At 71.8% G+C, this 24,712-nt stretch carries 23 protein-coding genes and 2 pseudogenes; 7 read left to right on the top strand and 18 right to left on the bottom strand.

Annotated elements, in window-relative coordinates; all coding sequences use genetic code 11:
* Positions 1–25: 25 nt before the first annotated feature.
* From ACH4TV_RS35100 to ACH4TV_RS35070, 7 genes and pseudogenes are all read right to left on the bottom strand, one after another.
* Positions 26–2,407: a phosphoketolase gene (locus tag ACH4TV_RS35100; RefSeq protein ID WP_398405304.1), complete on the bottom strand. Its 2,382-nt coding sequence runs from the start codon at positions 2,405–2,407 to the stop codon at positions 26–28.
* A gap of 154 nt (positions 2,408–2,561) precedes the next feature.
* Positions 2,562–3,437, bottom strand: coding sequence for a universal stress protein (locus ACH4TV_RS35095; RefSeq protein WP_398405303.1), 876 nt, complete (start codon positions 3,435–3,437; stop codon positions 2,562–2,564).
* 5 nt (positions 3,438–3,442) lie between these two features.
* Positions 3,443–4,465, bottom strand: coding sequence for an alcohol dehydrogenase AdhP (adhP, locus tag ACH4TV_RS35090; RefSeq protein ID WP_398405302.1), 1,023 nt, complete (start codon positions 4,463–4,465; stop codon positions 3,443–3,445).
* Between the two features lie 24 nt (positions 4,466–4,489).
* A pseudogene (locus ACH4TV_RS35085) lies at positions 4,490–4,801 on the bottom strand (universal stress protein); the annotation flags it as partial.
* A 422-nt stretch (positions 4,802–5,223) separates the two neighbouring features.
* A complete protein-coding gene (locus tag ACH4TV_RS35080; RefSeq protein WP_398405301.1) occupies positions 5,224–5,919 on the bottom strand; it encodes a hypothetical protein in 696 nt (231 codons plus the stop codon).
* 410 nt (positions 5,920–6,329) lie between these two features.
* Positions 6,330–6,572, bottom strand: a complete 243-nt coding sequence (locus ACH4TV_RS35075) for a twin-arginine translocase TatA/TatE family subunit (protein ID WP_398405300.1) — start codon at positions 6,570–6,572, stop codon at positions 6,330–6,332.
* A gap of 16 nt (positions 6,573–6,588) precedes the next feature.
* Positions 6,589–7,164, bottom strand: a complete 576-nt coding sequence (locus ACH4TV_RS35070) for a TerD family protein (RefSeq protein WP_398405299.1) — start codon at positions 7,162–7,164, stop codon at positions 6,589–6,591.
* Positions 7,165–7,365: 201 nt separating this feature from the next.
* On the opposite strand from ACH4TV_RS35070, the gene ACH4TV_RS35065 reads away from it, so the two are divergent.
* The 5 genes from ACH4TV_RS35065 to ACH4TV_RS35045 all read left to right on the top strand — a co-directional run bounded on the left by ACH4TV_RS35065 (position 7,366) and on the right by ACH4TV_RS35045 (position 10,764).
* Positions 7,366–7,812: a BlaI/MecI/CopY family transcriptional regulator gene (locus tag ACH4TV_RS35065; protein WP_398405298.1), complete on the top strand. Its 447-nt coding sequence runs from the start codon at positions 7,366–7,368 to the stop codon at positions 7,810–7,812.
* 6 nt (positions 7,813–7,818) lie between these two features.
* Positions 7,819–8,769 carry a M56 family metallopeptidase gene (locus ACH4TV_RS35060; RefSeq protein WP_398405297.1) on the top strand — a complete coding sequence of 317 codons (951 nt, stop codon included), beginning with the start codon at positions 7,819–7,821 and terminating at the stop codon, positions 8,767–8,769.
* 90 nt (positions 8,770–8,859) lie between these two features.
* Entirely contained in the window at positions 8,860–9,789 is a 930-nt protein-coding gene (locus ACH4TV_RS35055) for an ATP-binding cassette domain-containing protein (protein WP_398405296.1), read from the top strand.
* On the top strand, positions 9,786–10,562 hold the full coding sequence (locus ACH4TV_RS35050) for an ABC transporter permease subunit (protein ID WP_398405295.1): 777 nt from the start codon (positions 9,786–9,788) through the stop codon (positions 10,560–10,562). Before ACH4TV_RS35055 ends, ACH4TV_RS35050 begins: the two co-directional genes overlap by 4 nt.
* Complete coding sequence (locus tag ACH4TV_RS35045) at positions 10,555–10,764, top strand: hypothetical protein (RefSeq protein ID WP_398405432.1); 210 nt, start codon at positions 10,555–10,557, stop codon at positions 10,762–10,764. Before ACH4TV_RS35050 ends, ACH4TV_RS35045 begins: the two co-directional genes overlap by 8 nt.
* Here the strand turns inward: ACH4TV_RS35045 and ACH4TV_RS35040 are convergent.
* The 10 genes and pseudogenes from ACH4TV_RS35040 to ACH4TV_RS34995 all read right to left on the bottom strand — a co-directional run.
* A pseudogene (locus ACH4TV_RS35040) lies at positions 10,704–10,940 on the bottom strand (5-methyltetrahydropteroyltriglutamate--homocysteine S-methyltransferase); the annotation flags it as partial. The gene ACH4TV_RS35045 and the pseudogene ACH4TV_RS35040 overlap by 61 nt on opposite strands.
* A gap of 49 nt (positions 10,941–10,989) precedes the next feature.
* A complete protein-coding gene (meaB, locus tag ACH4TV_RS35035; RefSeq protein ID WP_398405294.1) occupies positions 10,990–11,988 on the bottom strand; it encodes a methylmalonyl Co-A mutase-associated GTPase MeaB in 999 nt (332 codons plus the stop codon).
* Entirely contained in the window at positions 11,985–14,165 is a 2,181-nt protein-coding gene (gene scpA / locus ACH4TV_RS35030) for a methylmalonyl-CoA mutase (protein ID WP_398405293.1), read from the bottom strand. The genes meaB and scpA overlap by 4 nt, the downstream gene beginning before the upstream one ends.
* On the bottom strand, positions 14,165–15,973 hold the full coding sequence (locus ACH4TV_RS35025) for a methylmalonyl-CoA mutase family protein (RefSeq protein WP_398405292.1): 1,809 nt from the start codon (positions 15,971–15,973) through the stop codon (positions 14,165–14,167). Before ACH4TV_RS35025 ends, scpA begins: the two co-directional genes overlap by 1 nt.
* Before the next feature lie 125 nt (positions 15,974–16,098).
* Positions 16,099–16,671, bottom strand: a complete 573-nt coding sequence (locus ACH4TV_RS35020) for a hypothetical protein (RefSeq protein WP_398405291.1) — start codon at positions 16,669–16,671, stop codon at positions 16,099–16,101.
* A 26-nt stretch (positions 16,672–16,697) separates the two neighbouring features.
* Positions 16,698–17,621, bottom strand: coding sequence for an STM4011 family radical SAM protein (locus ACH4TV_RS35015; RefSeq protein WP_398405290.1), 924 nt, complete (start codon positions 17,619–17,621; stop codon positions 16,698–16,700).
* Positions 17,622–17,631: 10 nt separating this feature from the next.
* Complete coding sequence (locus ACH4TV_RS35010) at positions 17,632–19,008, bottom strand: STM4012 family radical SAM protein (RefSeq protein ID WP_398405289.1); 1,377 nt, start codon at positions 19,006–19,008, stop codon at positions 17,632–17,634.
* Entirely contained in the window at positions 19,005–19,811 is an 807-nt protein-coding gene (locus tag ACH4TV_RS35005) for an STM4013/SEN3800 family hydrolase (RefSeq protein ID WP_398405424.1), read from the bottom strand. The genes ACH4TV_RS35010 and ACH4TV_RS35005 overlap by 4 nt, the downstream gene beginning before the upstream one ends.
* A 43-nt stretch (positions 19,812–19,854) precedes the next feature.
* Positions 19,855–21,021 carry an STM4014 family protein gene (locus tag ACH4TV_RS35000; protein ID WP_398405423.1) on the bottom strand — a complete coding sequence of 389 codons (1,167 nt, stop codon included), beginning with the start codon at positions 21,019–21,021 and terminating at the stop codon, positions 19,855–19,857.
* 60 nt (positions 21,022–21,081) lie between these two features.
* Positions 21,082–22,050, bottom strand: a complete 969-nt coding sequence (locus ACH4TV_RS34995) for an STM4015 family protein (protein ID WP_398405288.1) — start codon at positions 22,048–22,050, stop codon at positions 21,082–21,084.
* A 229-nt stretch (positions 22,051–22,279) separates the two neighbouring features.
* Here ACH4TV_RS34995 and ACH4TV_RS34990 point away from each other — a divergent pair, with 229 nt between their 5' ends.
* Entirely contained in the window at positions 22,280–22,606 is a 327-nt protein-coding gene (locus tag ACH4TV_RS34990; RefSeq protein WP_398405287.1) for a hypothetical protein, read from the top strand.
* A gap of 90 nt (positions 22,607–22,696) precedes the next feature.
* Positions 22,697–23,722 (top strand): DUF6745 domain-containing protein, encoded by a 1,026-nt coding sequence (locus ACH4TV_RS34985; RefSeq protein WP_398405286.1) that lies wholly within the window; start codon positions 22,697–22,699, stop codon positions 23,720–23,722.
* Positions 23,723–23,760: 38 nt separating this feature from the next.
* Here the strand turns inward: ACH4TV_RS34985 and ACH4TV_RS34980 are convergent, their stop codons facing one another.
* Positions 23,761–24,597, bottom strand: coding sequence for a PaaX family transcriptional regulator C-terminal domain-containing protein (locus tag ACH4TV_RS34980; protein WP_398405285.1), 837 nt, complete (start codon positions 24,595–24,597; stop codon positions 23,761–23,763).
* Positions 24,598–24,712 lie beyond the last annotated feature (115 nt).

The following is a 24,712-nucleotide window of genomic DNA, read 5'->3' as shown; positions in this document are numbered from 1 at the left end:
GAACTCCTTCGCGGGGCGGGGGTGTTCAGGCCGTCCAGGTCCAGTCGGTGACCTCGGGCAGGTCGGTGCCGTGCTCGCGGATCCAGGCGTGGTGGCGGGTGCGGGCGTCGGCCATCTGCTGGCGTACGGCGGCGGCGCGTACGGCGAGGCCGGGGACGCGGTCGATGACGTCCATGACGAGGCGGTAGCGGTCGAGGTCGTTGCGGACGACCATGTCGAACGGGGTGGTCGTGGTGCCCATCTCCTTGTAGCCGCGGACGTGCAGGTTGTGGTGGCCGGTGCGGCGGTAGGCGAGGCGGTGGATCAGCCAGGGGTAGCCGTGGTAGGCGAAGATCACCGGTTTGTCGGTCGTGAACAGGCCGTCGTACTCGAAGTCGCCCATTCCGTGCGGGTGTTCCTCGCGCGGCAGCAGCCGGGCCAGGTCGACGACGTTGACGACGCGGACGGCGACTTCCGGCAGATGGCGCCGCAGCAGACCGGACGCGGCCAGGATCTCCAGCGTCGGCACGTCTCCCGCGCAGGCCAGCACCACGTCGGGCTCGCCGCCGTTCTCGCTGCCCGCCCAGTCCCAGACCCCGGCACCACGGGCGCAGTGGGCGCGGGCCTCGTCCATGGACAGCCAGTCGAAACAGGGCTGCTTGCCCGCGACGATCACGTTGACGTAGTCACGGCTGCGCAGGGCGTGATCCGCCACGGACAGCAGGGTGTTGGCGTCCGGCGGCAGATAGACCCGTACGACCTCGGGGCTCTTGCTGAGGACATGGTCGACGAAGCCGGGGTCCTGGTGCGAGAAGCCGTTGTGGTCCTGACGCCAGACGTGCGAGGTGAGCAGGTAGTTGAGGGAGGCGATCGGAGCCCGCCAGGCCAACTCCCTCGATGTCTTCAGCCACTTGATGTGCTGGTTGACCATCGAGTCGACGATGTGGACGAACGCCTCGTAGCACGAGAACAGTCCGTGCCGGCCGGTGAGGAGATACCCCTCCAGCCAGCCCTGACAGAGGTGTTCGGAGAGGATCTCCATCACCCGGCCGTGCCGGTCCAGGTGCTCGTCCACCTGGAGGATCTGGGCCTGCCAGGCCTTGCCGCTGGCGTTGAAGACGGCGTCCAGCCGGTTGGAGGCGGTCTCGTCGGGGCCGACGAGGCGGAAGTCGCGCCGCTGCGACGTGTCCCGCATGACCTGTTCGAGGAGGTCGCCGAGGACCCGGGTGGGCTCGTGCAGGGTGGCGCCCGGCTTGTCGACGGGAACGGCGAAGCGGTCCAGGGACGGCATGGGCAGGTCGCGTACGAGCAGGCCGCCGTTGGCGTGCGGGGTGGCGCCCAGCCGGCGGGTCCCCTCGGGGACACAGGCGAGGACGTCGGCGGTGGGCCGCCCGTCGGCGTCGAAGAGCTCCTCGGGGCGGTACGAGCGCAGCCAGGTCTCCAGCTGCCGTAGATGGTCCGGGTTTTCGCGTACGGCGGACAGCGGGACCTGGTGGGCGCGCCAGGTGCCCTCGACCGGGACGTCGTCGACCTCGGCGGGTCCCGTCCAGCCCTTCGGGGTGCGCAGCACGATCATGGGCCAGTGCACGCGCTCGGCCACACCGTCCTCGCGGGCCGCGCTCTGCATCAGGGCGATGCGGTCCAGTGCCTGGTCGAAGGCGTCGGCCATGGCGCGGTGGACCTGGTGCGGGTCGTCGCTGGTGACGTGGATCGGCTCGTGGCCGTAGCCGCGCAGCAGTTCGTCGAGTTCGGACTCCGGAAGGCGGGACAGCACCGTCGGGTTCGCGATCTTGTAGCCGTTGAGGTGCAGGATCGGCAGGACGGCGCCGTCGTGCACCGGGTCGAGGAACTTGTTGGAGTGCCAGGACGCGGCGAGCGGCCCGGTCTCCGCCTCGCCGTCGCCGATGACGCAGGCGACCAGCAGATCAGGGTTGTCGAAGGCGGCCCCGTACGCGTGCGCGAGCGAGTAGCCCAGCTCGCCGCCCTCGTGGATCGAGCCGGGTGTCTCCGGCGCGACATGGCTGGGCACTCCGCCGGGGAACGAGAACTGCCGGAAGAGCCGGTCCATACCCGCCGCGTCCCGCGAGACGTCCGGGTAGGTCTCGCTGTAGCTGCCCTCCAGCCAGGAGTTCGCGAGCACCGCCGGCCCTCCGTGGCCGGGGCCCCATACGCACAGCGCGTCGAGACCGCGGGCCTTGATCACCCGGTTGAGGTGCGTGTACACGAGGTTGAGGCCCGGCGAGGTGCCCCAGTGGCCGAGCAGCCGCGGCTTGATGTGGGCGGCGGTGAGGGGTTCGGTGAGGAGCGGGTTGGCCATCAGATAGATCTGGCCGACGGCCAGGTAGTTGGCGGCCCGCCAGTGGGCGTCCAGGGTGCGCAGTTCCTCGTCGGTCAGTACGGTGCTGTTCCGGTGTTCGACCTTGAGCATGGTGACTCCGCAAGTCATCGAGGCGAGTCAGGCTTCGGGAAGGGGCGCGAACCGAGGGCGCCCGCTTGTCGTGGTGTTCGAGGGGCGCCACGTCCACACGCGTCTCGGAGCACGTGAACCCGCGCGTCGCGCCCACGGTGGCGCTCTGAGCCGGTCATGCCCGTTGGGGTACGACGGCCACCGGGCAGGCGGAGTGGTGCAGGACCGCGTGGGCGACCCGGCCGAGCTGGAGCCCGAAGTGGCCGTGGCGCGGCCGGGCGCCGACGACGAGCAGGCCGGCGTCGGCCGAGGCGTCGAGCAGCACCTTGCGGGCGGGGCCTTCGGCGGTACGCCGGTGCAGTTCCACACCCTCCGGGGCATCCCGCAGCGCCGCGTCCAGGGTCTGAACGGCCCGCTCCTCGTGGAGCCGGGCGGGTTCGCCGGCCATCAGAGGGTGGTCGGTGGTCTGGTACCCGGGGCACCGCCAGGCGCGTACGGCCTCCAGGGGCACCCGGCGCTGCGCCGCCTCCTGGAAGGCGAAGCGCACGGCCGCCGCGTTCTCCGGCTCCTCGCCGACCCCCAGCACGACGGGCCCGCGCATCACGGAGTCCGCCCGGTTGCCGTGGCTGCCGCGCAGCACGATCACCGGGCAGGCGGCGCGGGCGGCGACCGCGAGGCTGACCGAGCCGAGCAGCAACTCGGCGATGCCGCCACGGCCGCGCGAGCCCAGGACCAGCGCCGAAGCGGTACGGCCCTCGCGCAGCAGAGCGGGCACCGGCTCTTCGGGCAGTACCTCGGTGGAGATCTTCACGTCCACCTCGCGGCGGTGGGCGCGCTTCGCGGCGGCCTCGACGATGGTGTCGGCCAGCACCTGCTCCGAGGACCTGCCAAGCCCCGTGGCGAGTGCGGGACCCTCGATAGGGAGTTCCCACAGCGAGGCGTACACCAGCCGCAGCGGCACCCCGCGCAGGGCGGCCTCGTCGGCCGCCCAGTCCACGGCACGCAGACTCGGCTCGGAACCGTCGACGCCCACGACCAGGGGGAGTTGCATCGTCCTCACCTTCCCGCAGCCATGTCGAAGACGATCCGCGCCTTGATCTCGCCGCGCAGCACCTCGTCGATGGACTCGTTGACGCGCGCGAGCGGCCGTGTCTCGTAGATGACCCTGGTGCGGCCTGCCGCGTGAAGCTCGAAGACCTCGGCCAGGTCCTGCCGGGTACCCACGATGGAGCCGATCACCGAGGTGCCGTTCAGCACGGTGTCGAAGATCGGGACCTGGATCGTGCCGTGCGCCGGCAGGGCCACCAGCACGAGCTTCCCGCCGCGCCGCAGCCCGGCGTACGCCGCCGAGAACGCCGTCTCGTTCACCGCCAGCGCGATGGCGGCATGCGCACCGCCGTGGCGCTGGAGCACCTCTCCCGGGTCCTGCTTGCGGGCGTCGATGACGAGGTCGGCGCCGAGTTCCGCGGCGAGTTCGAGCTTCTCGTCCGTGACGTCGATCGCCGCCACCCGCGCCCCGGCGATCTTCGCGTACTGCACCGCCAGGTGGCCCAGTCCTCCGACTCCGGAGATGGCCACGAGCTGGGTCGGCTTGACGTCGGCGACCTTGAGGGCCTTGTAGGTGGTGACGCCGGCGCAGGTCAGCGGGGCGGCCTCCAGGGCGCTGATGCCGTCGGGCACCGGCTGGGCGAAGTCGGCCCAGGCCAGCATCTTCTCCGCGTACCCGCCGTCGCACCCGTATCCGGTGTTGATCTGCTGCTGGCACAGCGTCTCCCGGCCGGACAGGCAGTACTCGCACCGCCCGCACGTCCTGCCCAGCCAGGGCACGGCGACGCGCTGCCCCGGTGCGAGGTGCGTGACGCCGTCGCCGAGGGCCTCGACGAGGCCGACGCCCTCGTGGCCGGGGACGAACGGCGGGCTCGGCCTGACCGGCCAGTCTCCGCGGGCGGCGTGGATGTCGGTGTGGCACAGCCCGGAGGCCTCGACCTGGACCCTGACCTGTCCGGGGCCGGGCTCGGGATCGGGGCGCTCCTCGATGACCAGGGGCTCGCCGAAGGCTCGTACGACTGCTGCCTTCATGCTTTCTCTCCTCCTCGGGGCAGGTCAGCCGCGTGTGACGACGGTGACGGGGGCGGTGGCGTGGTGCAGTACGGCGTGCGTGGTCGGGCCGATGCGGGCGCCGAGCGGGCCGCGGGGGATTCGGCGGCCGACGACGACCAGGGAGGCCTCGCGGGAGTCGTCGACCAGGTGGATGGCGGCTGTTCCGTACCTGGACTCCTCGACGACCTCGACGGCGGGAAACTTCTGCCGCCACGGGCGCAGGACCTCGGTGTGGAGTTCGAGGTCGGAGGAGAGGCCGTAGGCGTAATAGGACGGCGGGTTCCAGCCGTGGACGACCCGCAGGGGGGTGGCGCGGCTCTCGGGCGAGCCGTCGAGGCCCACGGTGATGGTGCGGGGCATGGTCTCCACCTCCTGGATCGGGATCGCACGATCCGATTCCAGACTGGTGTCGATCGAGTTCGTGGTGCAGGGGCCGCAGGTCCCTGGCAGGGGCCGATCGGCCCCTGCCAGGGACGGGGCGATCGGGGCGACCGCGATGACGCCTGCTGATGTCGCGGTCCAGATGGGCCATTCCGACGACCTGAATGACTATGTCTTCGGATTCGTGCCCATCAGCGTCCCCGGCGAAGGCAGGCACTCGGCAGCGCCGCGCCCCGGACTGCGCCTGGTTCACCATGCCGCCCGGGATGACACCCACAGCCCGGCGCCGCCCTCACGGTGTCCACCGCCTGCCCGCACGGTCCTTCCTGTGAGCCAGGGCCGGACGTGCCCGAGCGCTACCAGTGGGTCAGGTCGAATACTTCCGAGCAATAGGGGTCCACGGCGTCCGAGGGGTTGTACTGCAACTGGTCGCCGGCGATGAGCGAGGGCAGGGCAGCGGCCAGGCCCGTGATGCCCACGGCCACGGCTCCTTCTTCGTCGCGAAGTGACACGTCGAGACCGACCGTGTCGGACAGCCCCTCGCCGGTCACGTAGAGACGCGCGCTGTGCCGGTCGAGGAGGAGGAAGCCGAGCAGACACAGCTTCCCGGCGCGCTCGTGACCCCCGGACGGGGTGATTCCTGCGGCTGCCGCGTGGAGAGCGTCCGTGAGGTCGAACTCCGGACCGTCCTCCAGGAGCCGCCCCACGTTCTCCGCCGCCACGACGGGGATGCCGTGCCCCTCACGGTCGTGGCCCGCGGCGGTCCGTGGATCGTCGGACGCCTGCCGTACGGCCTGCCGCAGAGCCGCTGCCAGTGCGGAGGCGGGGATGTTGTCGCCGTGGTGGTCCACCAGAGGCAGGTCGTAGGCCACCGAGGTCCCGATGTCGTGGCCGTCCCAGACAGCCACTCTCCCCACGCCTCGTTTCGTCGGGACGGGAAGCACGCCCCGGACGACAGGGCCATCACCCAGGGGTGCCGCCGTGAACCGGAGCATGCCCCGGACGAGGGCGGTTTGCAGCCGGGCCAGCCCTTCGTTCTCCCACCGCTGCATCGGCGCGGACTCCTGACTGCCCTCCGGTGAGTGGAGTCGTCATGTCTCGTTCACCGCATCGGGGCACTTGTTGCGAGCAACCCGCTCACAGTACGCCGTGATGGTGCCGATTTTGTGGCTGTGATCGGCGAGCTCGTAGTCGCCGTCCGCGGTCTTCTAGCTGTACTGGGCGATCACTTTGATCCGGGCGAGGATCGCGCCGAGGCAGCTGGTCAGCACGCCGCCGTAGACCCGACGTGCTCCTTGGAGATCCAGAAGGCGCGGCCCCTGCCGGACGCCGAGGGTGTCCCGGCGGCGTTGCGCGGCCTCTCCCGCGCCTGGGGGTACCCGCGTTGAACCGCGACTGCGCCCCCGGGACGCGGCGAGAGCAACGCCGGGCCGGGCGCCGCTCTCGCCGCAGGGTGTCCGTGTCAGGCCTGCGGCCCCGGAGCCCCGGTGGGCGTCGTGGTGCCGGACACGACGGTCTCGCCCCGGATGACATGGGGCGCCGGCTGCTCCCCGGCCGGTGCCGGCTCCTCCTTCAGCGCCCTGGCCTCCGCCTTGAGGATGCGCGCCGACTTGCCCGCCGCGCGGGTCAGCTCGGGAAGCTTCCTGGCGGCGAGAACGGCGATGACGACGACGAGGATGACGGCGAGTTCACTCAGTCCGAACATGTGGCGCCCACCCGTCTCAGACGCCGACGCCGAAGTCGGACGCGATCCCGGCCAGCCCGGAGGCGTAGCCCTGGCCGACCGCGCGGAACTTCCACTCGGCGCCGTTGCGGTAGAGCTCACCGAAGACCATCGCGGTCTCGGTGGCGGCGTCCTCGGAGAGGTCGTACCGGGCGAGCTCGGCACCGCCGGCCTGGTTGACGACGCGGATGAAGGCGCCCCGGACCTGGCCGAAGCTCTGGCCCCGGCTGTCGGCGTCGTGGATGGAGACCGGGAACACGATCCGGTCGACCTCGGCGGGTACGGCGGCGAGGTCCACCTTGACCGACTCGTCGTCGCCCTCACCCTCGCCGGTGAGGTTGTCGCCGGTGTGCTCGACGGAACCGTCCGGGCTCTTCAGGTTGTTGTAGAAGACGAAGTGCTGGTCCGAGAGGACCTTGCCGGAGGCGTCCAGGAGCAGGGCGGAGGCGTCGAGGTCGTAGTCGGTGCCGGTGGTGGTCCGTACGTCCCAGCCCAGGCCGACCAGGACGGCGGTCAGACCCGGCGCCTCCTTGCTGAGCGAGACGTTGCCGCCCTTCGACAGGGAAACTCCCACGGCGAACTCCTTCTGAATCAGATGCGGTTGAGGGCCGCGGCGCGGACCCGGACCTGAAATCTACATCACTGTAGAAAATGTGGAAGGGTGAGTGTCCGTCGAGGTGCCTCACGATGGCGTTTACCTGCTCGGGGCGTCTATACGATGTTCGCTCGGGCAACGGAACGGCAACGGACGGCAGCGGAGGGGAGACAGGGCGTGATGGATCACGGGCAGCGTCCCCGGCGGCGGGGGCAGGGCGAGTTGGAGGCGCTGGTCCTGTCGGCGCTGCGTGAGGCGCAGGGTCCGGCGACGGCCGGCTGGGTACAGGAGCGGCTGGGCGGCGACCTGGCCTACACGACCGTCATCACGATCCTGACCCGGCTGCTGGCCAAGGGCGCGGTCACCCGGGAACGCGCGGGGCGGTCCTTCTCCTGGACGTCCGCGTCCGACGAGGCGGGTCTCGCCGCGCACCGGATGCGCAGGGTGCTGGACGCCGAGAGCGACCGGGAGGCGGTGCTGGCGAGCTTCGTCACCGGCCTCGGCCCCGACGACGAGCGGCTGCTGCGCGAACTGCTGGGCCGGCCCAGGCCGGAGAGGGCCCACGGGGGCGACGGGGGCGACGGGGGCGACGGGGGCGGCGGAGGCGACGGGCAGAGGGAAGACTGAGTTCTCATGGGGGTGTTCGTCTTTCTGCCGCTGGTCCTGCCGTTGACGGCGTGGCCGATCGCGCGGCTGGCCGAGCAGCATCTGCATCCGCGCACCGCGACCCGGCTGCTGGCCGCGGTGGCGGGCGTGATGGCGGTCTGCAGCACGGTGTGTCTGGGCCTGCTGATGGTGGTCGGCACGGCGCAACTGCCCGGCAACCCGCTGCCCGACGGCTGGTCGGACCCCGAGGTGCGCGAGGCCGTGCCGTACGACGAGGTGGCCGGCAAGCTCGCCATACCGGCGCTGCTCACCGTGCTGGTGGCCTGCGGCCGGGCGCTGTGGCGGCACGGCCGGGTCCACCGCCGCGCACACCGGGCGCTGGCCGGGCTCCCCGGTACGGAGGTGGCGGTGCTGCCCGACCAGGCGCCGTACGCGTACGCGCTGCCCGGCGGCCGACGGGGTCAGGGCCGGGGCCGGAACCGGATCGTCATCACCACCGCGCTGCTCGACTGCCTCGAACCTGCCGAACGGCGCGCCCTGTTCGCCCATGAGCGCGCCCATCTGACCGCCCGGCACCACCGCTTCCTGCTCGCCGTGCGGCTGGCCGCGCGCGCCAACCCGTTTCTGCGGCCCCTGCGTACGGCGGTGGCGTACACGGCGGAGCGGTGGGCGGACGAGGACGCGGCACGGTACGTGGGCAGCCGTCAGACCGTCGCGCGCGCCATCGGGAAGGCGGCCCTCGTCTCCCGGGGTACGCCCCTGGCGACGCTGGCCGGCTTTGCCGCGCCGGGGCCGGTACCGCGCCGGGTGGCGGCCCTGCTCGGCCCGGCGCCCGCGGCACGGACCTGGCCCTCGGTGTTCACCGCGGTGGGCCTGGCGACGTGGGGTGCGGCGGCGGGTGCCGCGGTGTCGGCGATGTCGTCGGCGAACTCCGCCGTGACCATGGTCCTCATCCTGCACGCCGCCACGCCGCTCTGAGATGTGCGCAGGGGGTCTGCTCCGAGGGGAGTAGGGGCCGACTCCCGGCGGCGGATGCCCGGACTGTCCGCGCTCCGTAGCGTCGACGGCATGATCGAAGCACGGGAACTCACCAAGACCTACGGAGGGAAGACCGCCGTCGACCGGCTGACCTTCACCGTCCGCCCGGGCCTGGTGACCGGCTTCCTCGGTCCGAACGGCGCCGGGAAGTCGACCACCATGCGCATGATCCTCGGCCTGGACACCCTGACCGCGGGCACGGTCACAGTGAACGGACGGCGCTACGACCGTCTCGCGGCACCGTTGCGCGAGGTCGGCTCGCTCCTGGACGCCAGGGCGGTGCACGGCGGGCGCAGTGTGCGGGGACATCTGCTCGGGCTCGCCCGCAGCAACGCGCTCGGGCGGGCCCGGGTCGACGAGGTGCTGGAGACGGTCGGGCTCACCGAGGTCGCCGGCCAACGGGCCAGGGGACTGTCGCTCGGCATGGGCCAACGGCTCGGTATCGCCGCCGCGTTGCTCGGCGACCCGGGCGTCCTCATCCTCGACGAGCCGGTCAACGGCCTGGACACCGAGGGCATCCGCTGGATGCGCGACCTGCTCAAGTCCCTTGCCGGACAAGGCAGAACCGTCTTCCTCTCCAGCCACCTGATGAGCGAGATGGAACTCACCGCCGACCACCTGATCGTGATCGGCCGCGGCCGGCTGCTGGCCGACACCGACATGCGGGACTTCATCGAGACCAACTCGCAGGGCGCGACGCTGCTGCGTACCGCCGACGGCGAGGCCCGGCCGATGCGCGCACTGCTGGAGGCGAAGGGTGCGCGCGTGCGCCCGGCGGCGGACGGCGGCTGGCGGGTGACGGGTCTGCCCCCGGCCGTCATCGGCGAACTGGCCCGCGAACACGGCCTCGCCGTCCACCAACTGACCCCGGTCTTCTCCTCGTTGGAGGAGGTCTATACCAGCATGACGCGAACCTCGGTGGAGTACCGGGGCACACGCACCGAGGAGTTGGTCCCATGAGCACGCGTACGACCACCGTCACGCCGCCCCCGGGCTTCGGGCAGGCGCTGGCCTTCGAGTGGACGAAGTTCACCAGCCTGCGCTCCACGACGTGGACCGCGGCGACGACCGGCCTGGCGACCGCCATCGGCGCCGTCTTCGTCGGCCTGACCGGCAGCCTTCAGCCCGACGACACCGTCCTCGGCGGCAGCCTCTCCCTCACTGTCGTCTCCCTGATCGTCGCCGGAGTGCTGGGCGCGCTGACCGTGTGCGGCGAGTACTCCAGCGGCACCATCGGCTCCACCCTCGCCGCGGTACCGCGCCGGGGCCGGGTGCTCGCGGCGAAGGCGGTGCTCCTCGCGGCTCTGCTGTACGTCACGTCGCTGGCCGCCTGCGCGACGGCGTACGTCGTCGGCGACGCGATCCTGGAGGACGGCGCGTACGCCCAGGGGGAGCCGCTGCCCGCGCTGTTCGGTGTCGCCGCGCTCTTCTCGCTCGTCGGTGTGCTGGGCCTGGCGATCGGGACGCTGGTGCGCCATTCCGCGGGGGCGGTGGCCGCCGTGGTGGGCACCCTGCTGCTGCCGTCCCTGTTCGGCCCGCTCTTCGGCGACCTCCAGCGGTGGATCGCGGGCGCCACCCCGACCGCCGCTCTGCAGAAACTCACCCAGACCTCCGACGCGACCCCCGAGGCAGTCGGGAGCGTGGGCGCCTGGCCCTCGCTGGCACTGGTCGCCACGTACGCGACCGTGGCGCTGCTCGTGGCGGCGGGCGCGCTGAGGAGGCGCGATGTCTGACGAACTGCGCCGGGTCCTAAGCCTGTCGCTCGCGCTGGTCGCCGTCCTGGCGCTCCAGGTGGCGGTCTCGGCCGACGGTGGTGCTCTGCCGGCCGGGGACCGGGGCGCTCACCGCGCCCCGGTCCCCGGGGTTGTGTTCGGTCAGGACACGGACAGCTCGCCGCGGACCGTGCGGGCGGCGGTGACCAGGTTCTCCGGGTAGACGCGGGTCTCGGGCCGGGCGCGGGTCTTGAGGCCGCGGTCGGATTGACCCACAGCCGTTCGGCGGGGACAGTGTCAAGTCCCCTGCACAGGAGGGCAGCCGCCGCGGCGGCGCTCGGCACACGCGGGGGAGTGGACGCCGTGCACGCCGGGTCCGGACTCGCGCGGGTAGCCGTGGGCGACGCATCCCGCCTGGCGGACGGGGCCGAACAAGCTGCACGCCGCCTTACTTCGCCTCAGTGGAACCCTGGCCGCCGCCGAATACCCCGAGGATGCGTTCGGCGGCGAGTGTCGCCGTCAACTCGCCGTCCCGGACCTGCTGTTCGAGGCCGGGTGCGAGGGCCCGTACGCCCGGGTCCGCGTGCAGGCGGCCCAGCAGTTCGTCGCGGACCATCGTCCACGTCCAGTCGACCTGCTGGTCGCGGCGTTTGGCGGCGAGGCGGCCGGTCGAGTCGAGCAGGGTGCGATGCTGTTCGAGGCGGTCCCAGACGGCGTCCAGACCGGTCGACTCACGGGCGCTGCACGTCAGGACGGGCGGTGTCCAGGACGCGTCCCTGCCGTGCATGAGCCGCAGGGCACTCGCCAACTCCCGGGCGGCGGACTGGGCTTCGCGCTCGTGCGGGCCGTCCGCCTTGTTGACGGCCAGGACGTCCGCCAGCTCCAGGATGCCCTTCTTGACGCCCTGCAACTGGTCGCCGGTGCGGGCCAGCGTCAGCAGCAGGAACGAGTCGACCATGTTCGCGACGGCGGTCTCGGACTGGCCGACGCCGACCGTCTCCACCAGCACCACGTCGTAGCCCGCCGCCTCCATCACCACGATCGACTCACGCGTCGCCTTGGCGACCCCGCCCAGCGTGCCCGCGGTGGGGGAGGGGCGGATGAACGCCGCAGGGTCGACGGCCAGGCGTTCCATCCGGGTCTTGTCGCCCAGGATCGAGCCCCCGGTACGGCTGGAGGAAGGGTCGACGGCAAGCACCGCCACCCGGTGCCCAAGCCCTGTCAGCATCGTGCCGAACGCGTCGATGAACGTCGACTTCCCGACCCCCGGCACCCCACTGACGCCGATGCGCCGCGCCCGGCCGCTGTGCGGGAGCAGCGCGGTCAGCAACTCCTGTGCCAGCGCCCGGTGCCCCGGCCGGGTCGACTCGACGAGGGTGATGGCCCGGGCGACGATCGCCCGCTTCCCGTCGAGCACGCCCTTGACGTACGCGTCGAGATCGATCACAGGTCGTGCCCGAGGTCGGCCGAGAGCCGCTGCACGAGGTCGTACGCCGCGTCCGGGATCACCGTCCCGGGCGGGAACACGGCCGCCGCGCCCATCTCCAGGAGGATCGGCACGTCCTGCGGCGGGATCACTCCGCCGACGACGATCATGATGTCCTCGCGCCCCTCGGCCGCCAGTTCCTCGCGCAGCGCCGGTACGAGAGTGAGGTGCCCGGCGGCCAGCGAGGACACCCCGACGATGTGGACGTCCGCCTCCACCGCCTGCCGGGCCACCTCGCCCGGTGTCTGGAACAGCGGGCCGACGTCGACGTCGAAGCCGAGGTCGGCGAACGCGGTGGCGATCACCTTCTGGCCGCGGTCGTGGCCGTCCTGGCCCATCTTGGCGACCAGGATGCGCGGCCGGCGCCCCTCGGCCTCCTCGAAGGCGTCGACCAGCGTGCGGGTGCGGTCGACGGACGGGGACTCGCCTGCTTCGTTGCGGTACACCCCGGCGATCGTACGGATCTGGCCCGCGTGCCGCCCGTACACCTTCTCCAGCGCGTCCGAGATCTCCCCGACCGTCGCCTTCGCACGGGCGGCGTTCACCGCCAGCTCCAGCAGGTTGCCCTCACCGCCGGCCGCCCGGGTCAGCGCGTCCAGCGAGTCCTGGCAGGCCCGCTCGTCGCGCTCCGCCCGCAGCCGCCGCAGCTTCTCGATCTGCTGGGTGCGCACGGAGGAGTTGTCGACCTTGAGGACGTCGATCTGCTCGTCGGTCTCCACGCGGTACTTGTTGACGCCGATCACCGGCTGGCGCCCCGAGTCGATGCGGGCCTGGGTGCGCGCCGCGGCCTCCTCGATGCGCAGCTTGGGGATGCCCGCGTCGATGGCCTTGGCCATACCGCCCGCCGCCTCGACCTCCTCGATGTGCTGCCAGGCGCGGCGCGCGAGGTCGTACGTCAGCTTCTCCACGTACGCGCTGCCGCCCCACGGGTCGATGACCCGGGTCGTGCCCGACTCCTGCTGGATCAGCAGCTGCGTGTTGCGGGCGATGCGCGCCGAGAAGTCGGTGGGCAGCGCGAGGGCCTCGTCGAGGGCGTTGGTGTGCAGCGACTGGGTGTGGCCCTGGGTGGCCGCCATCGCCTCCACGGCCGTACGCGTGACGTTGTTGAACACGTCCTGCGCAGTCAGGGACCAGCCGGAGGTCTGTGAATGGGTGCGCAGGGAGAGGGACTTGGCGTTCTGCGGGTCGAACTGCTTGACCAGCCGCGCCCACAGCAGGCGCGCGGCCCGCATCTTGGCGATCTCCATGAAGAAGTTCATGCCGATCGCCCAGAAGAAGGAGAGCCGCGGCGCGAACGCATCCACGTCCATCCCCGCCTCCCGCCCCGCCCGGATGTACTCGACACCGTCCGCGAGCGTGTACGCCAGCTCCAGGTCGGCCGTCGCACCCGCCTCCTGGATGTGGTAGCCGGAGATCGAGATGGAGTTGTAGCGGGGCATCCGCTGCGAGGTGTACGCGAAGATGTCGGAGATGATCCGCATCGACGGCTTCGGCGGATAGATGTAGGTGTTGCGGACCATGAACTCCTTGAGGATGTCGTTCTGGATGGTCCCGGCCAGCTTCTCGGGCGGCACGCCCTGTTCCTCGGCGGCGACGATGTAGAGCGCGAGAACCGGCAGCACGGCGCCGTTCATCGTCATCGAGACGGTCATCTTGTCCAGCGGGATGCCGTCGAAGAGCTGCCGCATGTCGTAGATCGAGTCGATGGCCACGCCCGCCATACCGACGTCACCGGTCACGCGCGGGTGGTCGCTGTCGTACCCCCGGTGCGTGGGCAGGTCGAAGGCGACCGACAGGCCCTTCTGGCCGGCCGCGAGGTTGCGGCGGTAGAAGGCGTTGGACTCCTCGGCGGTGGAGAAGCCCGCGTACTGGCGGATCGTCCAGGGCTGGTTGACGTACATCGTCGGGTACGGCCCGCGCAGATACGGGGCCACGCCCGGGTATGTCTCCAGGAAGTCCAGGCCTTCCAGGTCACGGCCCGTGTACAGCGGCTTGACCGCGATGCCCTCCGGCGTCTCCCAGAAGGCCTCGTCCGAGCCGGTCGCCGCCTTGACGGCCGTACGCCAGTCGTCGGCGCCGGCGGCGGTGTCGGCGGGCGGGGTCCCCAGTTCGATTCCGGAGAAGTCGGGGATTCCCATCAGGACGCTCCCATACGGTCGAGGGTGGCGGAGAGCACGGCGACGGCGTCGCAGCCCGCGAAGACGTACGCGTCGACGTCCTCGTACTGCCCGGGACGGCCGGCGAGGAACACCTGCCGCGCTCCCGCCGACTTCAGGTTTCCGGCGACGGCCGCCGCCTGCTCCGCGTACAGCGCGTCGCTGGAGCAGAGACAGGCCTCGGTGGCGCCGCTCTCCTCGAAGGTGCCCTCCGTGACGGGCTCGATGCCGCCGGCCTGGAAGAGGTTCGAGACGAAGGACGTCCGCGCGGTGTGGGCGGCGGCCGGTCCGATGGTCGCCAGGTAGACGCGCGGCCGGGTTCCGGTGGCGGCGAGGTGGGCGTCGGAGCGGGCGCGGAGCGTCTCGAACGCCTCGTCGCGCCGCACCCGGGGGAGCCCTCCGGGCGGCGGCTCGGGCGCGGGCTCGCGCTCCACGAGGCGCTCGGCGAGGTTCGGGAACTCGCTGACGCCGGTGATGGGTTCGCGCCGCTTGGCCAGCTCGGCGGAACGGGCCGCCCAGGTGTCGGCCAGGGCCGCACCGAGCCGGCCGGAACGAAGGGCGGCGGCCTGGCCGCCCAGGCCCTCGATCCACTGGAAGAACTCCCAGCCCGCGTGGGCGAGTTCGTCGGTGAGCCGCTCCACGTACCAGGAGCCGCCCGCCGGGTCGATGACCCGCGCCAGATGCGACTCCTCGACCAGGATCGTCGACGTGTTGCGGGCGATCCGGCGCGCGAACGCGTCCGGCAGACCCAGCGCGTGGTCGAAGGGGAGCACCGTGACGGAGTCGGCGCCGCCCACTCCGGCGGCGAGCGTGGCGACCGTCGTGCGCAGCATGTTCACCCACGGATCGCGGCGCGACATCATCACCGGCGAGGTCACGGCGTGCTGTACCTGCGCCCCGGCTGTCGGCGCCCCGCACACCTCGGCGACCCGCGCCCACAACCGCCGGGCCGCGCGCAGCTTGGCGATCGTCAGGAACTGGTCGGCGGTGGCCGCGTACCGGAACTCCAGCTGTGCACAGGCCTGTTCGACGCTCAGCCCGGCCTCGGTCAGCTCCCGCAGGTAGGCGACACCGGTCGCCAGTGACGCGCCCAGCTCCTGCGCGGCCGAGCCGCCGGCCTCGTGGTACGGGAGCGCGTCCACGGTCAGCGCACGCAGCCCCGGGTACTCCTCCGCGCACAGCCGGGCGAGCGGGACGACCGGCGCGAAGGGCGACTCCTCACCCGTACGGGCCTCGTGGCCCAGCGGGTCGGCGCCGAGATTGCCGCGCGCCGCCTCCTTGGCGACGCCCCGCTCCTCGTACAGCCGCAGCAACTCCCGTGCGGCGGGCTCCACTTCCTGTCCGGCGTCGAGGACGACGGGGGCCAGGTCGAGGAGGACACCGTCGAGGGCCTGGGCCAGGGAGCCGACCGGGATGGCCTGCGGGCCGACGGCGAGCCAGAGCGAGGTGACGCCGTTCTCCAGGTCCGCGAGTACCGCGTCGCCGACGGCTGTCGTGTGCCGCTGGCGCACGTCCCAGCCTTGGACGGTGTTCCCCTCGGGCCGGCCACCGCGGACGAAGGGGGCGAAGCCGGGGAAACCGGGGTCGGGAGCCTCGTCGCGCGCCGTGTACAGGGGCCGGGTGGTGAGGCCGGACTCCAGCGGGGTGGACAGCGCGTCCTCGGCTGTCTCGGCCGAGACCTCCTTGCCCGCTTTGCGTAGGACGCCTTCCACCAGGCGCTGCCACTGATCATGGGTGGCGGAAGGGAACTCGGCGGCCAGCGAGAGCCCGTCGTTGGGCAGGACTGTCATGTCCGGATGCTAGGGCAGAGAGCGGAATCCGGAGCAGTCTCCGAGGCTGTGACCTTGCCCTCGCCGCAACTGTGACCCCGGCCTCAACGGCCGTGACAGCAGGTGTGGAGGGTGTCTGGCGGGGGTCAGAGGGCGAACGCCTCGGTCAGGCGCACGCTGTAGCCGTCTTCCTCCATCAGGACGACGGTGACCCCGAAAGGCGAGGGATGGTCGAGTTCGAGCGGGACGAAGGAGTAGTCGACCGCGGCCCGGACCGGCGGGATCAGTTCGCCGCCCGGCTGGGGGTCGGGGGCGGGGAGCCACTGCGGTTCGACGGCGGCCAGACTCTCGGAGAGGTGGGCGAGGGACCGCTCGGTGTACGGGAACCGGTGCAGTGTGTGACCGTCCTTCGTGGCGTGCACCAGGTTCAGGCAGGGCGCAGGGCCGACGGCCGGCGCCTCGGAGAGAGCGGCGACGTCACGGGTCTCCCAGGCGAGGACGACCTCGTCGGCGCCGGCCGCCGCGGCGATGTTCGAGAGCTGGGCGATACCCGTGAGCGCGTCCTTGCCGTGCTCGACGGGACGCAGCCAGATCAGACCGACCAGCTCACCGCGGACCAGTGGCATGATGACCGGGCGGGGCACCGACCCCTCGCCCAGGCCCGCGGTGTACGCGTTCTTCATCGATGCGGCCAGTGCGTCCCAGGTCTGGGTGTCCACGAACTTCCCTTTCACCAACTGCACGTTCACGATCCCGACGACCCTGTCACGGCAGCCGTCGTCGACGCCAGTTCGGACGGGACCAGCGGCAGCAGCGGCCGGTCCGGGAGAGCCCGCGGAACGCGCTCCAGGACGCCGCCCGCGAACACGTCGTACAGCGGCAGCGTCTCCAGATGCACGTAGCCGATATGGCAGTCGCACACCGCCAGGGGGCAGGCCCGCGGGCCGAGCGCGGCACGGTAGGAGCCGTCGTACAGATTTCCCAGCTCCGCGCGGACGAAATGACAGCGGCGCACCGTGCCCTCACCGTCCACCGACAGGACCGAATCGCCCGTGCGGCACGGCAGGCCCGCCGACTGGTGCGGGTGCCGGCTGAACGGGAAGAGCGGATCCAGGAAGGTCCACTCGGCGGCCTGCTCGTCCGTGTAGGTGTGCCCCTCGGCCGCGTTCACCCACAGATAGACGTGCTCCGGCAGCTCCGCGCGCAGCCGCCGCGCGTGTTCCAGATGGTCCGGTACGCCGACGATGCCGACGCTGAAACGGACCCCGAGGGCGGACAGCTCGTACGTCTTGGCCAGGAACCGTTCGTACGGCGTCTGCCCGGGGTGGTAGGTGCACCACAGGGCGACGGTGTCGCGGTCCGCGTCCGCCAGCCAGTCGGTGCGGCAGCTCAGGTTGGTCTGGATGGCGACACGGCGTACGTGCGGTTCGTGCGAGAGCTCCACGAGGGCGCGCCGGTACCAGGAGCGGACCAGCCCCTCGCCCCACGGCGTGAAGAGCACCGACAGCCCGTCCTCCCGCTGGGCGCGCGCCCATGCCGTGAACCGCTCCAGTGCCGCGCGGTCGGCGCGCAGCTGCGCCGTGGTGTCCCGGCGCTTCGCGAACGGGCAGTAGGGACAGTCGTAGTCGCAGGAGGAGAGCGGCCCGCGGTACAGCAGCGTCAGATCCACCGGGCTCGTCTCACTTCGTCTCGTAGGCGGCCATGGCGTCGCGCACGTCCCGTGAGAAGAACTCCGGGCCGATGGCGTCCGAGTGGGCCAGCCCCTCGGCGGACAGACGCAGCCGCCCGGCCCGGTCGCCGTCGAGCCAGCCGCGGGCGGCGAGGGTGTCCAGCTCGGCGGGGAAGTCGTCGCAGGGGTCCGACCCGAACCGGAGCCGGTAATCCGCGACGGGCATGCCCTCGGCCTGGAGCAGCGACTGCAGCAGATGCCGGCGCCGTGCCTCGTCCTCGTCGACCCGGCGCCCGTGCAGCGCGCGGGAGAAGTCCTCGGTGGCGGTGTAGTCGTCGATGATGCCGCGTATCTCCCGCATCGAGACGGCGTAGTCGAAGGAGTAGTGCAGCGTGGAGGTGTACGAGCGGGCGCCGCAGCCCAGGCCGATCATGCCGTCGGTCTGGCAGGCGTAGTCGTCCGGACCCTGCGGCGGCGCGTCCGAGCGCCGGAACATACGCATCGAGACCTGCTCGTAGCCCTGGGTCAGGAGATGGTCGCGGCCCTCCCGGTAGCGGCGCAGGCGCTGCTCGTCCCACTCGCGGTCGGCGGCCCGGGGGTCGGTGTGGCGGCCCAGGCCGGTGAGCGGGCGGATGTAGAGGGGGTAGAGATAGATCTCCTCGGGGCGCCAGGCCAGGGCCGCGTCGACGGAGTAGCGCCAGCTGGCCGCGGTCTGGCCGTCGATGCCGTAGATCAGGTCGATGTTGAGGACGGGCACGGCCGCCTCACGGATGCGGGTCAGCGCCGCCTCGACGTCGGACCGGTGCTGTGGGCGTACGGCGGCCCGCGCCTCCTCCTCGACGAAGCTCTGCACGCCGAGGCTGAGGCGGGTGGCGCCCCGCTCGACCAGCACGGCCAGCCGGTCGGCCGTGGCCGTGGACGGCGACGCCTCCACGGACAGCGGGACGGCCCGCAGGTCCACGCCCATCTCCCGCTCCGCGATGTCGCACAGCCGTTCCAGTTCGGCGGCCTCCAAGTAGGTCGGCGTGCCGCCGCCGAACGCCGCGTTGACGAAACGCGGGGTCTCCGCATCGCCCAGGGCCTCGCGGACGGCGGCGGCCTGGCGCTGTACGGCGTCCAGGTAACGGCCCGTCAGACCGTCCGGCGCGCCGATGCGGGTGAACAGGTTGCAGAACCCGCAGCGGATCTCGCAGAACGGGATGTGCAGGTACAGCGACAGCGCCTGCCGGGACTCCCCGGCCCACAGATCCGCGAGCCGGGGCGCCGGCCGACCTTCGCGGGCGAGCTCCCGGTAGGCGGTCTTGTGCGGGTACGCGTACGTATAGCTCTGGTAGGGCCGCGGCAGGCGGACGGAGGTTACGGAGGTGTCCGCGGAGGTGACGGTCATGCGGGCGGCTCCAGGAAGAAGTGGCCGTAGGGCACGGTCCACACGGATTCGTGGCCGAGGCGGTGGCCCGTGTAGCCGTCGTCCCCGTAGGCGGTGCCGTGGTCGGAGCAGACGATGGCGAAGCAGCGGCGGCGCGAACTCATCGCCGCGAACAGCCGCCCCACGTGACGGTCGATGTACTCCAGCGCGGCGGCGTGGGTGCGTCGGCTGTCGCCCGCCTCGCGAGTCGCGCCGGGCAAATGGAACCAGTTCGGCTGGTGCAGCGCCGAGGCGTTCAGGAAAAGGAACAGCCGCTGTTCTGGCGGCAGTTCGGCCACCGTCTTCTCGACGCGGGCCACCTGCGCCTCGAAGGAGGTCGGGGAGGCCACGGAGAACTCCGGCTCCCAGTGGCTCTCCTGGAAGAACCCGGGCAGTACGCCGCCCAGGGCGCCCTGCTTGTTGAAGAAGCCGACGCCGCCGACACACACCGTGCGGTAGCCGCGCGCGGCCAGCGCCGACACGATGTCCGGGGTGTCGAAGACGTACGTGCCGCCCGCTGTCGTCTCGCTGCCCGCGAACTCGGCCGCGAACAGACGTGGATGCGGGCCGGGCCCGGCCGGAGTGGGGAGGAACCCCGCGAACATCGCCTGGTGGGAGGCGTACGTGAAGTTCCCCGGGGCGTGCCGCTTCTCCCAGGTGCCGCCCGGGAGGTGTGTGGTGAGGTTGGGCAGCCGTCCGGCGGCGGCGAGTTCGACGGCCACGTCGTAGCGGAGGGTGTCCAGGGTGAGCAGCAGCAGATCGTCGCGGCCCACCACCTCGTTCATGTCCGGAGCGGGAGCGGGAGCGGGTGTGGGTGTTGGTGCGGGCTCAGGCTGTGGCATGGGCTGTCCTTGACAGGTCGTGCGCCGGTCCGGAGAAGGGGCCGAAGGAGAAGGAACCGGGGGAGAAGGATTCGGCCGCCGCGACCTGCGCGGCGTATGTGTCCAGGCCCTCCGCGCCGCTGCCCGGAAGGCCGGTGAGGCGGGGGAGCAGGTCACCGAACGCGTTGACCTCCCCGACGGCGAAGCGGCGCCAGCCGACGGCCGGCAGCAGATCGACGCCGACGCACAGGGTGCCGGGGAAGCAGGCCGCGGCCCGCTCACTCGTGTCGAGGGCCTCGGCCCACCGTTCACCGGCCAGCGCCCGTACGGCCGCCAGGTCGCCGCGTGCCCCGCCGAGATGCAGGTTGGTCAGCGGGGAACGGCTCGTGCGGACCACGGCGTGGGTGGCCCGGCCGCCAACGACCACGATGCGCAGATCCGTCGACCGGCCGCCGAGCGAAGCCTTCGGCAGCCACCGCTCGATGTGCAGCCCGTCCGGGGCGAGCGTGTCGACGATCGCGGCGATCTCCCTCTCGTCGGTGTAGCGGCGCACGCGCAGGGAGTTGTGGAGCCGGCCCTCCTCGGTGCGCTCCACCGACGTGGTCGCGCGGATCCGGCCCGATGCGGTCGTCTCGATCGCCAGCACACCGGAGGCGGAGGAGCCGTGGGCGAGCTTGACGAAGACGCGCCGCAGGCCCGCCTCCTCCATGAGGCCCCGTACGTCCGCCCAGTCCCGCACCGGCGACAGGCCGCCGGAGGTGGGGGACGGCGGCACCGGTACGCCCGCCCGGGCGAGCCGGTCGTGACACAGCCGTTTGTCGAACATCACGGCCAGCTCCGCCGGGTCGTCGAGCCGCCGCCCGCCGCGCAACGAGGCCACGCACTCCAGGAACCGTCGGTACCAGCGCGCGGAACCCTCCACCCGCGTCGGATCGTCCACACCGCGCAGCAGGGCGTCCACCTCGGCGCTCTCCCCGGGCGAGTCGAGGCGGACGAACTCGTCGTCGGCGAAGTCGTGGCCGCCCTCGCGCAGCACGTCACGCCACTCGACCACACGAGGTGTGCCGTGACCGGCGGCCTCGGCGGCCGTCGCGAACAGGCCCGCCCGACGGTTGTCCCCGTTCGCGACCACCGCCCACCTCGGCGCGGTGCTTCCCGGGTCCGTGCCCCACATGCCGCTCACCGTCCCCCCTCTTCCTCTTCGTTCCTCGTGCCTTCGTCCGGACCCGGTGCGCTATTCGCCCACCGCGACGAAACGCCAGACCGTGCCGTCGTCCTCCTCGTCGGAGTCGGCGTCGTCGGCACCGGCGTCGACCTCCACACCGGCGGGCTCCAGCGTCTCCAGCAGCCGGGTGCGCAGGGCTTCACTGAGGTAGTTGTGGGAGAGGTCGAGCTCCTTGAGGTGCGTCAACGGCTGACCGGTCAGCAGTGCCGTCGCACCGTCGTCGGTGAGGACGCCCATCGAGACGTCGAGAATCTGCAGACGCGCCACCACGGGAGCGGACGCGAGCGCCGCGCAGACGGCGTCCTGGATCTCGCTGTTGCGCAGCCTGAGACAGGTGAGGCTCGGCAGCCTGGTGCCCGCGAAGAAGGGCTCCAGGTCGGACACGTCGGCATCGCCGCCGTACTCGGACGTGCCCAGCCACAGGTCGAGTTCGACGAGGGCGGGCAGATCGCTGCCGGCGATCCCGCGCACCGCCTCGACGGGCATACCGCCGGTCTCGACGGTCAGCGTGCGCAGCCGCTCGTGCCGGACGGCGGGGAAGACCAACTGGTTGCCGCCGCGGACTCCGAACTCCTCCAGGTCGGGAAAGGCCTCCAGGAGCGGGCCGACGTCGCCCTGGACGATCCAGGAGATCTCGCACTCCTCCATCACGATGTCGGCGAAGAACAGACCGCGCAGGGCGGGCAGTCTGTCGCGAGCCGCCACGAGCGCCTTGATCACCGCGTCGGGAGCGCTGTCGTACACCTCGCTCCACGCGCCGACGATCAGGGCGCGGACCTGCCTGGTGTCGACGGTGTCCAGGAAGCGGGCGAAGGCCTCCTCCCACTCCTCCTTGGCGTCGTAGGAGTCCACGGCGATGCGCCAGGCGACGGACTCGGGCGACGGAAGGGCGGACACGTCGGCCGGCGCGTCACCGGTGCCGGGAAAGGTGAAGGCCGGCAGGTCGTGGAATTCCTCGAGGTGGCTTCCGATGGTCATGCGTGCCTGCTCCCTGGTGCTGCGGCCGGTGGATCGGCTGTGGTGGTCCTCGGCCCGGCGCGCGCCGACCACGTCCAGGTAGAGGAGTTCTACCAAGCCCCACTGACAACGCCGCGAACAGGGGCCTCCTGCCGGGCCCGACGGCCCTTCGGCGAGGACTGAATGTCAGTGGTCGCCTCTACGGTCGTTCGCATGGCACACACCACGTGCCGCATCGGGAGGGAGACCCATGTACCGGCAAGGAGACGTTCTGATCGTGGCGCTGTCCGAGGACGCGGTGCCGGAGTACGCCGTCGACGCGGCGTCCGAGCCACGTGACGGTCGCGGCAGACTCGTTCTGGCGCTCGGCGAAGTCACCGGTCACGCCCATGCGGTGGCCGGTCCGGGACGGCTGATCCGGGAGGCCGGCGTGTTCGGGCCGATGCTGCTGCACGTCCCCGAGGGAGCCCGTGTCGTGCACGAGGAGCACGCGCCGATCCCGCTCCCGAAGGGCTGGTACCGGGTGATCCGGCAGCGGGAGTACGTGCCGGGTTCGGTGCGGATCGTCGCCGACTGACAGCACCGGGGCACACGGGCGGAACGAAGGACCGGACCGGGCGGCACGGATACGCGGCCCGGCACAGGACGTGGGAGAGGAACGGCGTTGATGGACCAGGGCAGTTGGCGGGCGGCGGCGACAGCGACGGGACCGGGGGACCGGGCGGCGGCCGAGGAAGGCGTCCGGCTCGCCTACCGGTGTGCCGGACTGCCGGAACCCGACCGCATCGTGTGGGCGCGCTCGCCCCGCGAGGCGGTGCGGATGCTCATGTCGGGCACGCGTCCGGACGGTTCGCCGCTGGGCCCCCTCGGCGGCGGTGTCCGCGACGCCGTGCTGGGCGCGCCCTGGGCGGCCGAACGGGCGCGGCTGCATGCGCGGTTGGGCCCGGAGAGGTGGAGCGGCCACTGGCGTGCCACGGGGGCCGGCCTGTGGGAGTCGACCCGCATGCTGGTCGACCGGGTGCGCGCGGGAATCGTCGAGGAACTCGCCGGCGACCGTCAGGAGGAGGTGCGGGTGCGCCTGTTGCTTCTGGACGCCGCGCTGGGACAGCACGACGCGGCCTGGCTGTGCGCGTTCGGGTCCGGCGACGACAGCCCCCTGGCCGGCCTGGCCGCCGTGGCGCGCGACGCGGGCTGGTGGTGGCCCTACGAGAAGGTGGCGATCGTCAGCGAACGCCCGCTGGCCCTGCACCGCGACGAAGCGGGACGCCTGGACCGGGGCGACGGCCCGGCGCTCGGCTACGCGGACGGGTTCGAGCTGTACGCCTGGCGCGGTATGCCCGTTCCCCGGGACTTCCTGGACGAGCTGACCGCACTGACTCCGGAACGGATCCGGGGCGAGGAGAACGCCGAACTCCGCCGGGTGATGCTGGAGTTCTACGGCTACGACCGGTACCTGGAGGAGTCCGGCGCGAAACCCGTCCACCGCGACGAGACGGGGGTGCTGTGGCGGGTCGAACTCGTCGGTGACGAGGACGTGGTGATGGTCGAGGTCGTCAACTCCACACCGGAACCGGACGGTACGAGCCGCACCTACTGGCTGCGGGTGCCGCCGACGACCCGTACGGCCCGTGAGGGGGTGGCCTGGACGTTCGGTATCGGCGCGGACGCGTACGAGCCGTTGCGGCAGACCTGACACGGCGACCGGGCATCGGTGACAGGTGTGACCCGATGTCAGGCGTCGAGCAGTGAGTCGACGAGTTCGCCGGCCAGCCGGCGGGCGGGGGCCTCGGTGTGGTCCGCGATGCGGCGGAAGGTCTCCTGGGCCGGGCGGGCCGGCCAGTCGGCGGGCAGGTGGCGGGCGGGCAGCCGTGGATCCGTGCGGATGATGCCGAGCCATTCGCTGATCAGACGCAGCCGGGTGCCGAGCGGGTCGCCGGAAGCGGTGCCGGGCCAGGTGGACCAGCGCTGGTCGAAGTCGGCGTAGCGGGCGCCGAGGCCGCCCAGGTCCCAGGTGTCGCGGATCATCAGCCCGATGTCGGTGGCCTCGTCGGCCGTCGCGTGGAAGACCTTGACGTGCGCGGCGAGGCCGAGCTCGGAGACGAGTGAGGAGACGTCGATGTCGCCGGGCGCGATCCACAGCCCGCTGTACAGGGCGCCGAAGCCCGACCAGGTGAGCCGGGAGCGCAGATCGTGCCGCTGGCGCTGCCAGGACTCCGGCAGCGAGAAGCCGAGCAGTGTCCAGGTGCCGTCCCAGTCGTCGTTGACGGCACCGGTCTCCCAGAGGCGTTTCTTTCCGTCCCAGAGGATCTCTGCCGCCGGTGCGGTCAGGCCGAAGTGCATCCTGCGCCCCTGCCGCCGGCGCCGCAGCAGACCCTGGTTGACCATGCGGGTGAGGGTGGAGCGGACGGCGTGTTCCCCGACCCCGGCGCGGGCGAGGACATCGATGATGCTGCCCGAGTACACGGGCCCGAGCCGCTCCTCCAGAACGTAGCCGCCGAAGAAGGCGAACATGAGCGCCTGCGGGCGCAGTTGAGGTCCGGTGGGGGCCTCCTCGACGGGTGAGGTCATCAGCTGTCGGGGCCTCTCTTGTCCGGAGTACTGACAGCGCGAAGATAGGTGTGTACATTGCGGCCGTCAAGAAAGTGCACAACATTCGAATGAGCTGACGAGTCGCGACCGCGGC

Source organism: Streptomyces sp. NPDC020898, assembly GCF_044333925.1.
Classification (GTDB): Bacteria; Actinomycetota; Actinomycetes; order Streptomycetales; family Streptomycetaceae; genus Streptomyces.
The sequence above is the reverse complement of the archived record's forward strand: the minus strand, read 5'-3'. Positions and strand labels throughout refer to the sequence as shown.

Coding starts and splice junctions, on each gene's coding strand:
- ACH4TV_RS35100 (WP_398405304.1), bottom strand. CDS start 2,407: ATGCTCAAGGTCGAACACCGGAACAGCACCGTACTGACCGACGAGGAA.
- ACH4TV_RS35095 (WP_398405303.1), bottom strand. CDS start 3,437: ATGCAACTCCCCCTGGTCGTGGGCGTCGACGGTTCCGAGCCGAGTCTG.
- adhP (WP_398405302.1), bottom strand. CDS start 4,465: ATGAAGGCAGCAGTCGTACGAGCCTTCGGCGAGCCCCTGGTCATCGAG.
- ACH4TV_RS35080 (WP_398405301.1), bottom strand. CDS start 5,919: ATGCAGCGGTGGGAGAACGAAGGGCTGGCCCGGCTGCAAACCGCCCTC.
- ACH4TV_RS35075 (WP_398405300.1), bottom strand. CDS start 6,572: ATGTTCGGACTGAGTGAACTCGCCGTCATCCTCGTCGTCGTCATCGCC.
- ACH4TV_RS35065 (WP_398405298.1), top strand. CDS start 7,366: ATGGATCACGGGCAGCGTCCCCGGCGGCGGGGGCAGGGCGAGTTGGAG.
- ACH4TV_RS35060 (WP_398405297.1), top strand. CDS start 7,819: ATGGGGGTGTTCGTCTTTCTGCCGCTGGTCCTGCCGTTGACGGCGTGG.
- ACH4TV_RS35055 (WP_398405296.1), top strand. CDS start 8,860: ATGATCGAAGCACGGGAACTCACCAAGACCTACGGAGGGAAGACCGCC.
- ACH4TV_RS35050 (WP_398405295.1), top strand. CDS start 9,786: ATGAGCACGCGTACGACCACCGTCACGCCGCCCCCGGGCTTCGGGCAG.
- ACH4TV_RS35045 (WP_398405432.1), top strand. CDS start 10,555: ATGTCTGACGAACTGCGCCGGGTCCTAAGCCTGTCGCTCGCGCTGGTC.
- scpA (WP_398405293.1), bottom strand. CDS start 14,165: ATGGGAATCCCCGACTTCTCCGGAATCGAACTGGGGACCCCGCCCGCC.
- ACH4TV_RS35025 (WP_398405292.1), bottom strand. CDS start 15,973: ATGACAGTCCTGCCCAACGACGGGCTCTCGCTGGCCGCCGAGTTCCCT.
- ACH4TV_RS35010 (WP_398405289.1), bottom strand. CDS start 19,008: ATGACCGTCACCTCCGCGGACACCTCCGTAACCTCCGTCCGCCTGCCG.
- ACH4TV_RS35005 (WP_398405424.1), bottom strand. CDS start 19,811: ATGAACGAGGTGGTGGGCCGCGACGATCTGCTGCTGCTCACCCTGGAC.
- ACH4TV_RS35000 (WP_398405423.1), bottom strand. CDS start 21,021: ATGTGGGGCACGGACCCGGGAAGCACCGCGCCGAGGTGGGCGGTGGTC.
- ACH4TV_RS34995 (WP_398405288.1), bottom strand. CDS start 22,050: ATGACCATCGGAAGCCACCTCGAGGAATTCCACGACCTGCCGGCCTTC.
- ACH4TV_RS34990 (WP_398405287.1), top strand. CDS start 22,280: ATGTACCGGCAAGGAGACGTTCTGATCGTGGCGCTGTCCGAGGACGCG.
- ACH4TV_RS34985 (WP_398405286.1), top strand. CDS start 22,697: ATGGACCAGGGCAGTTGGCGGGCGGCGGCGACAGCGACGGGACCGGGG.
- ACH4TV_RS34980 (WP_398405285.1), bottom strand. CDS start 24,597: ATGACCTCACCCGTCGAGGAGGCCCCCACCGGACCTCAACTGCGCCCG.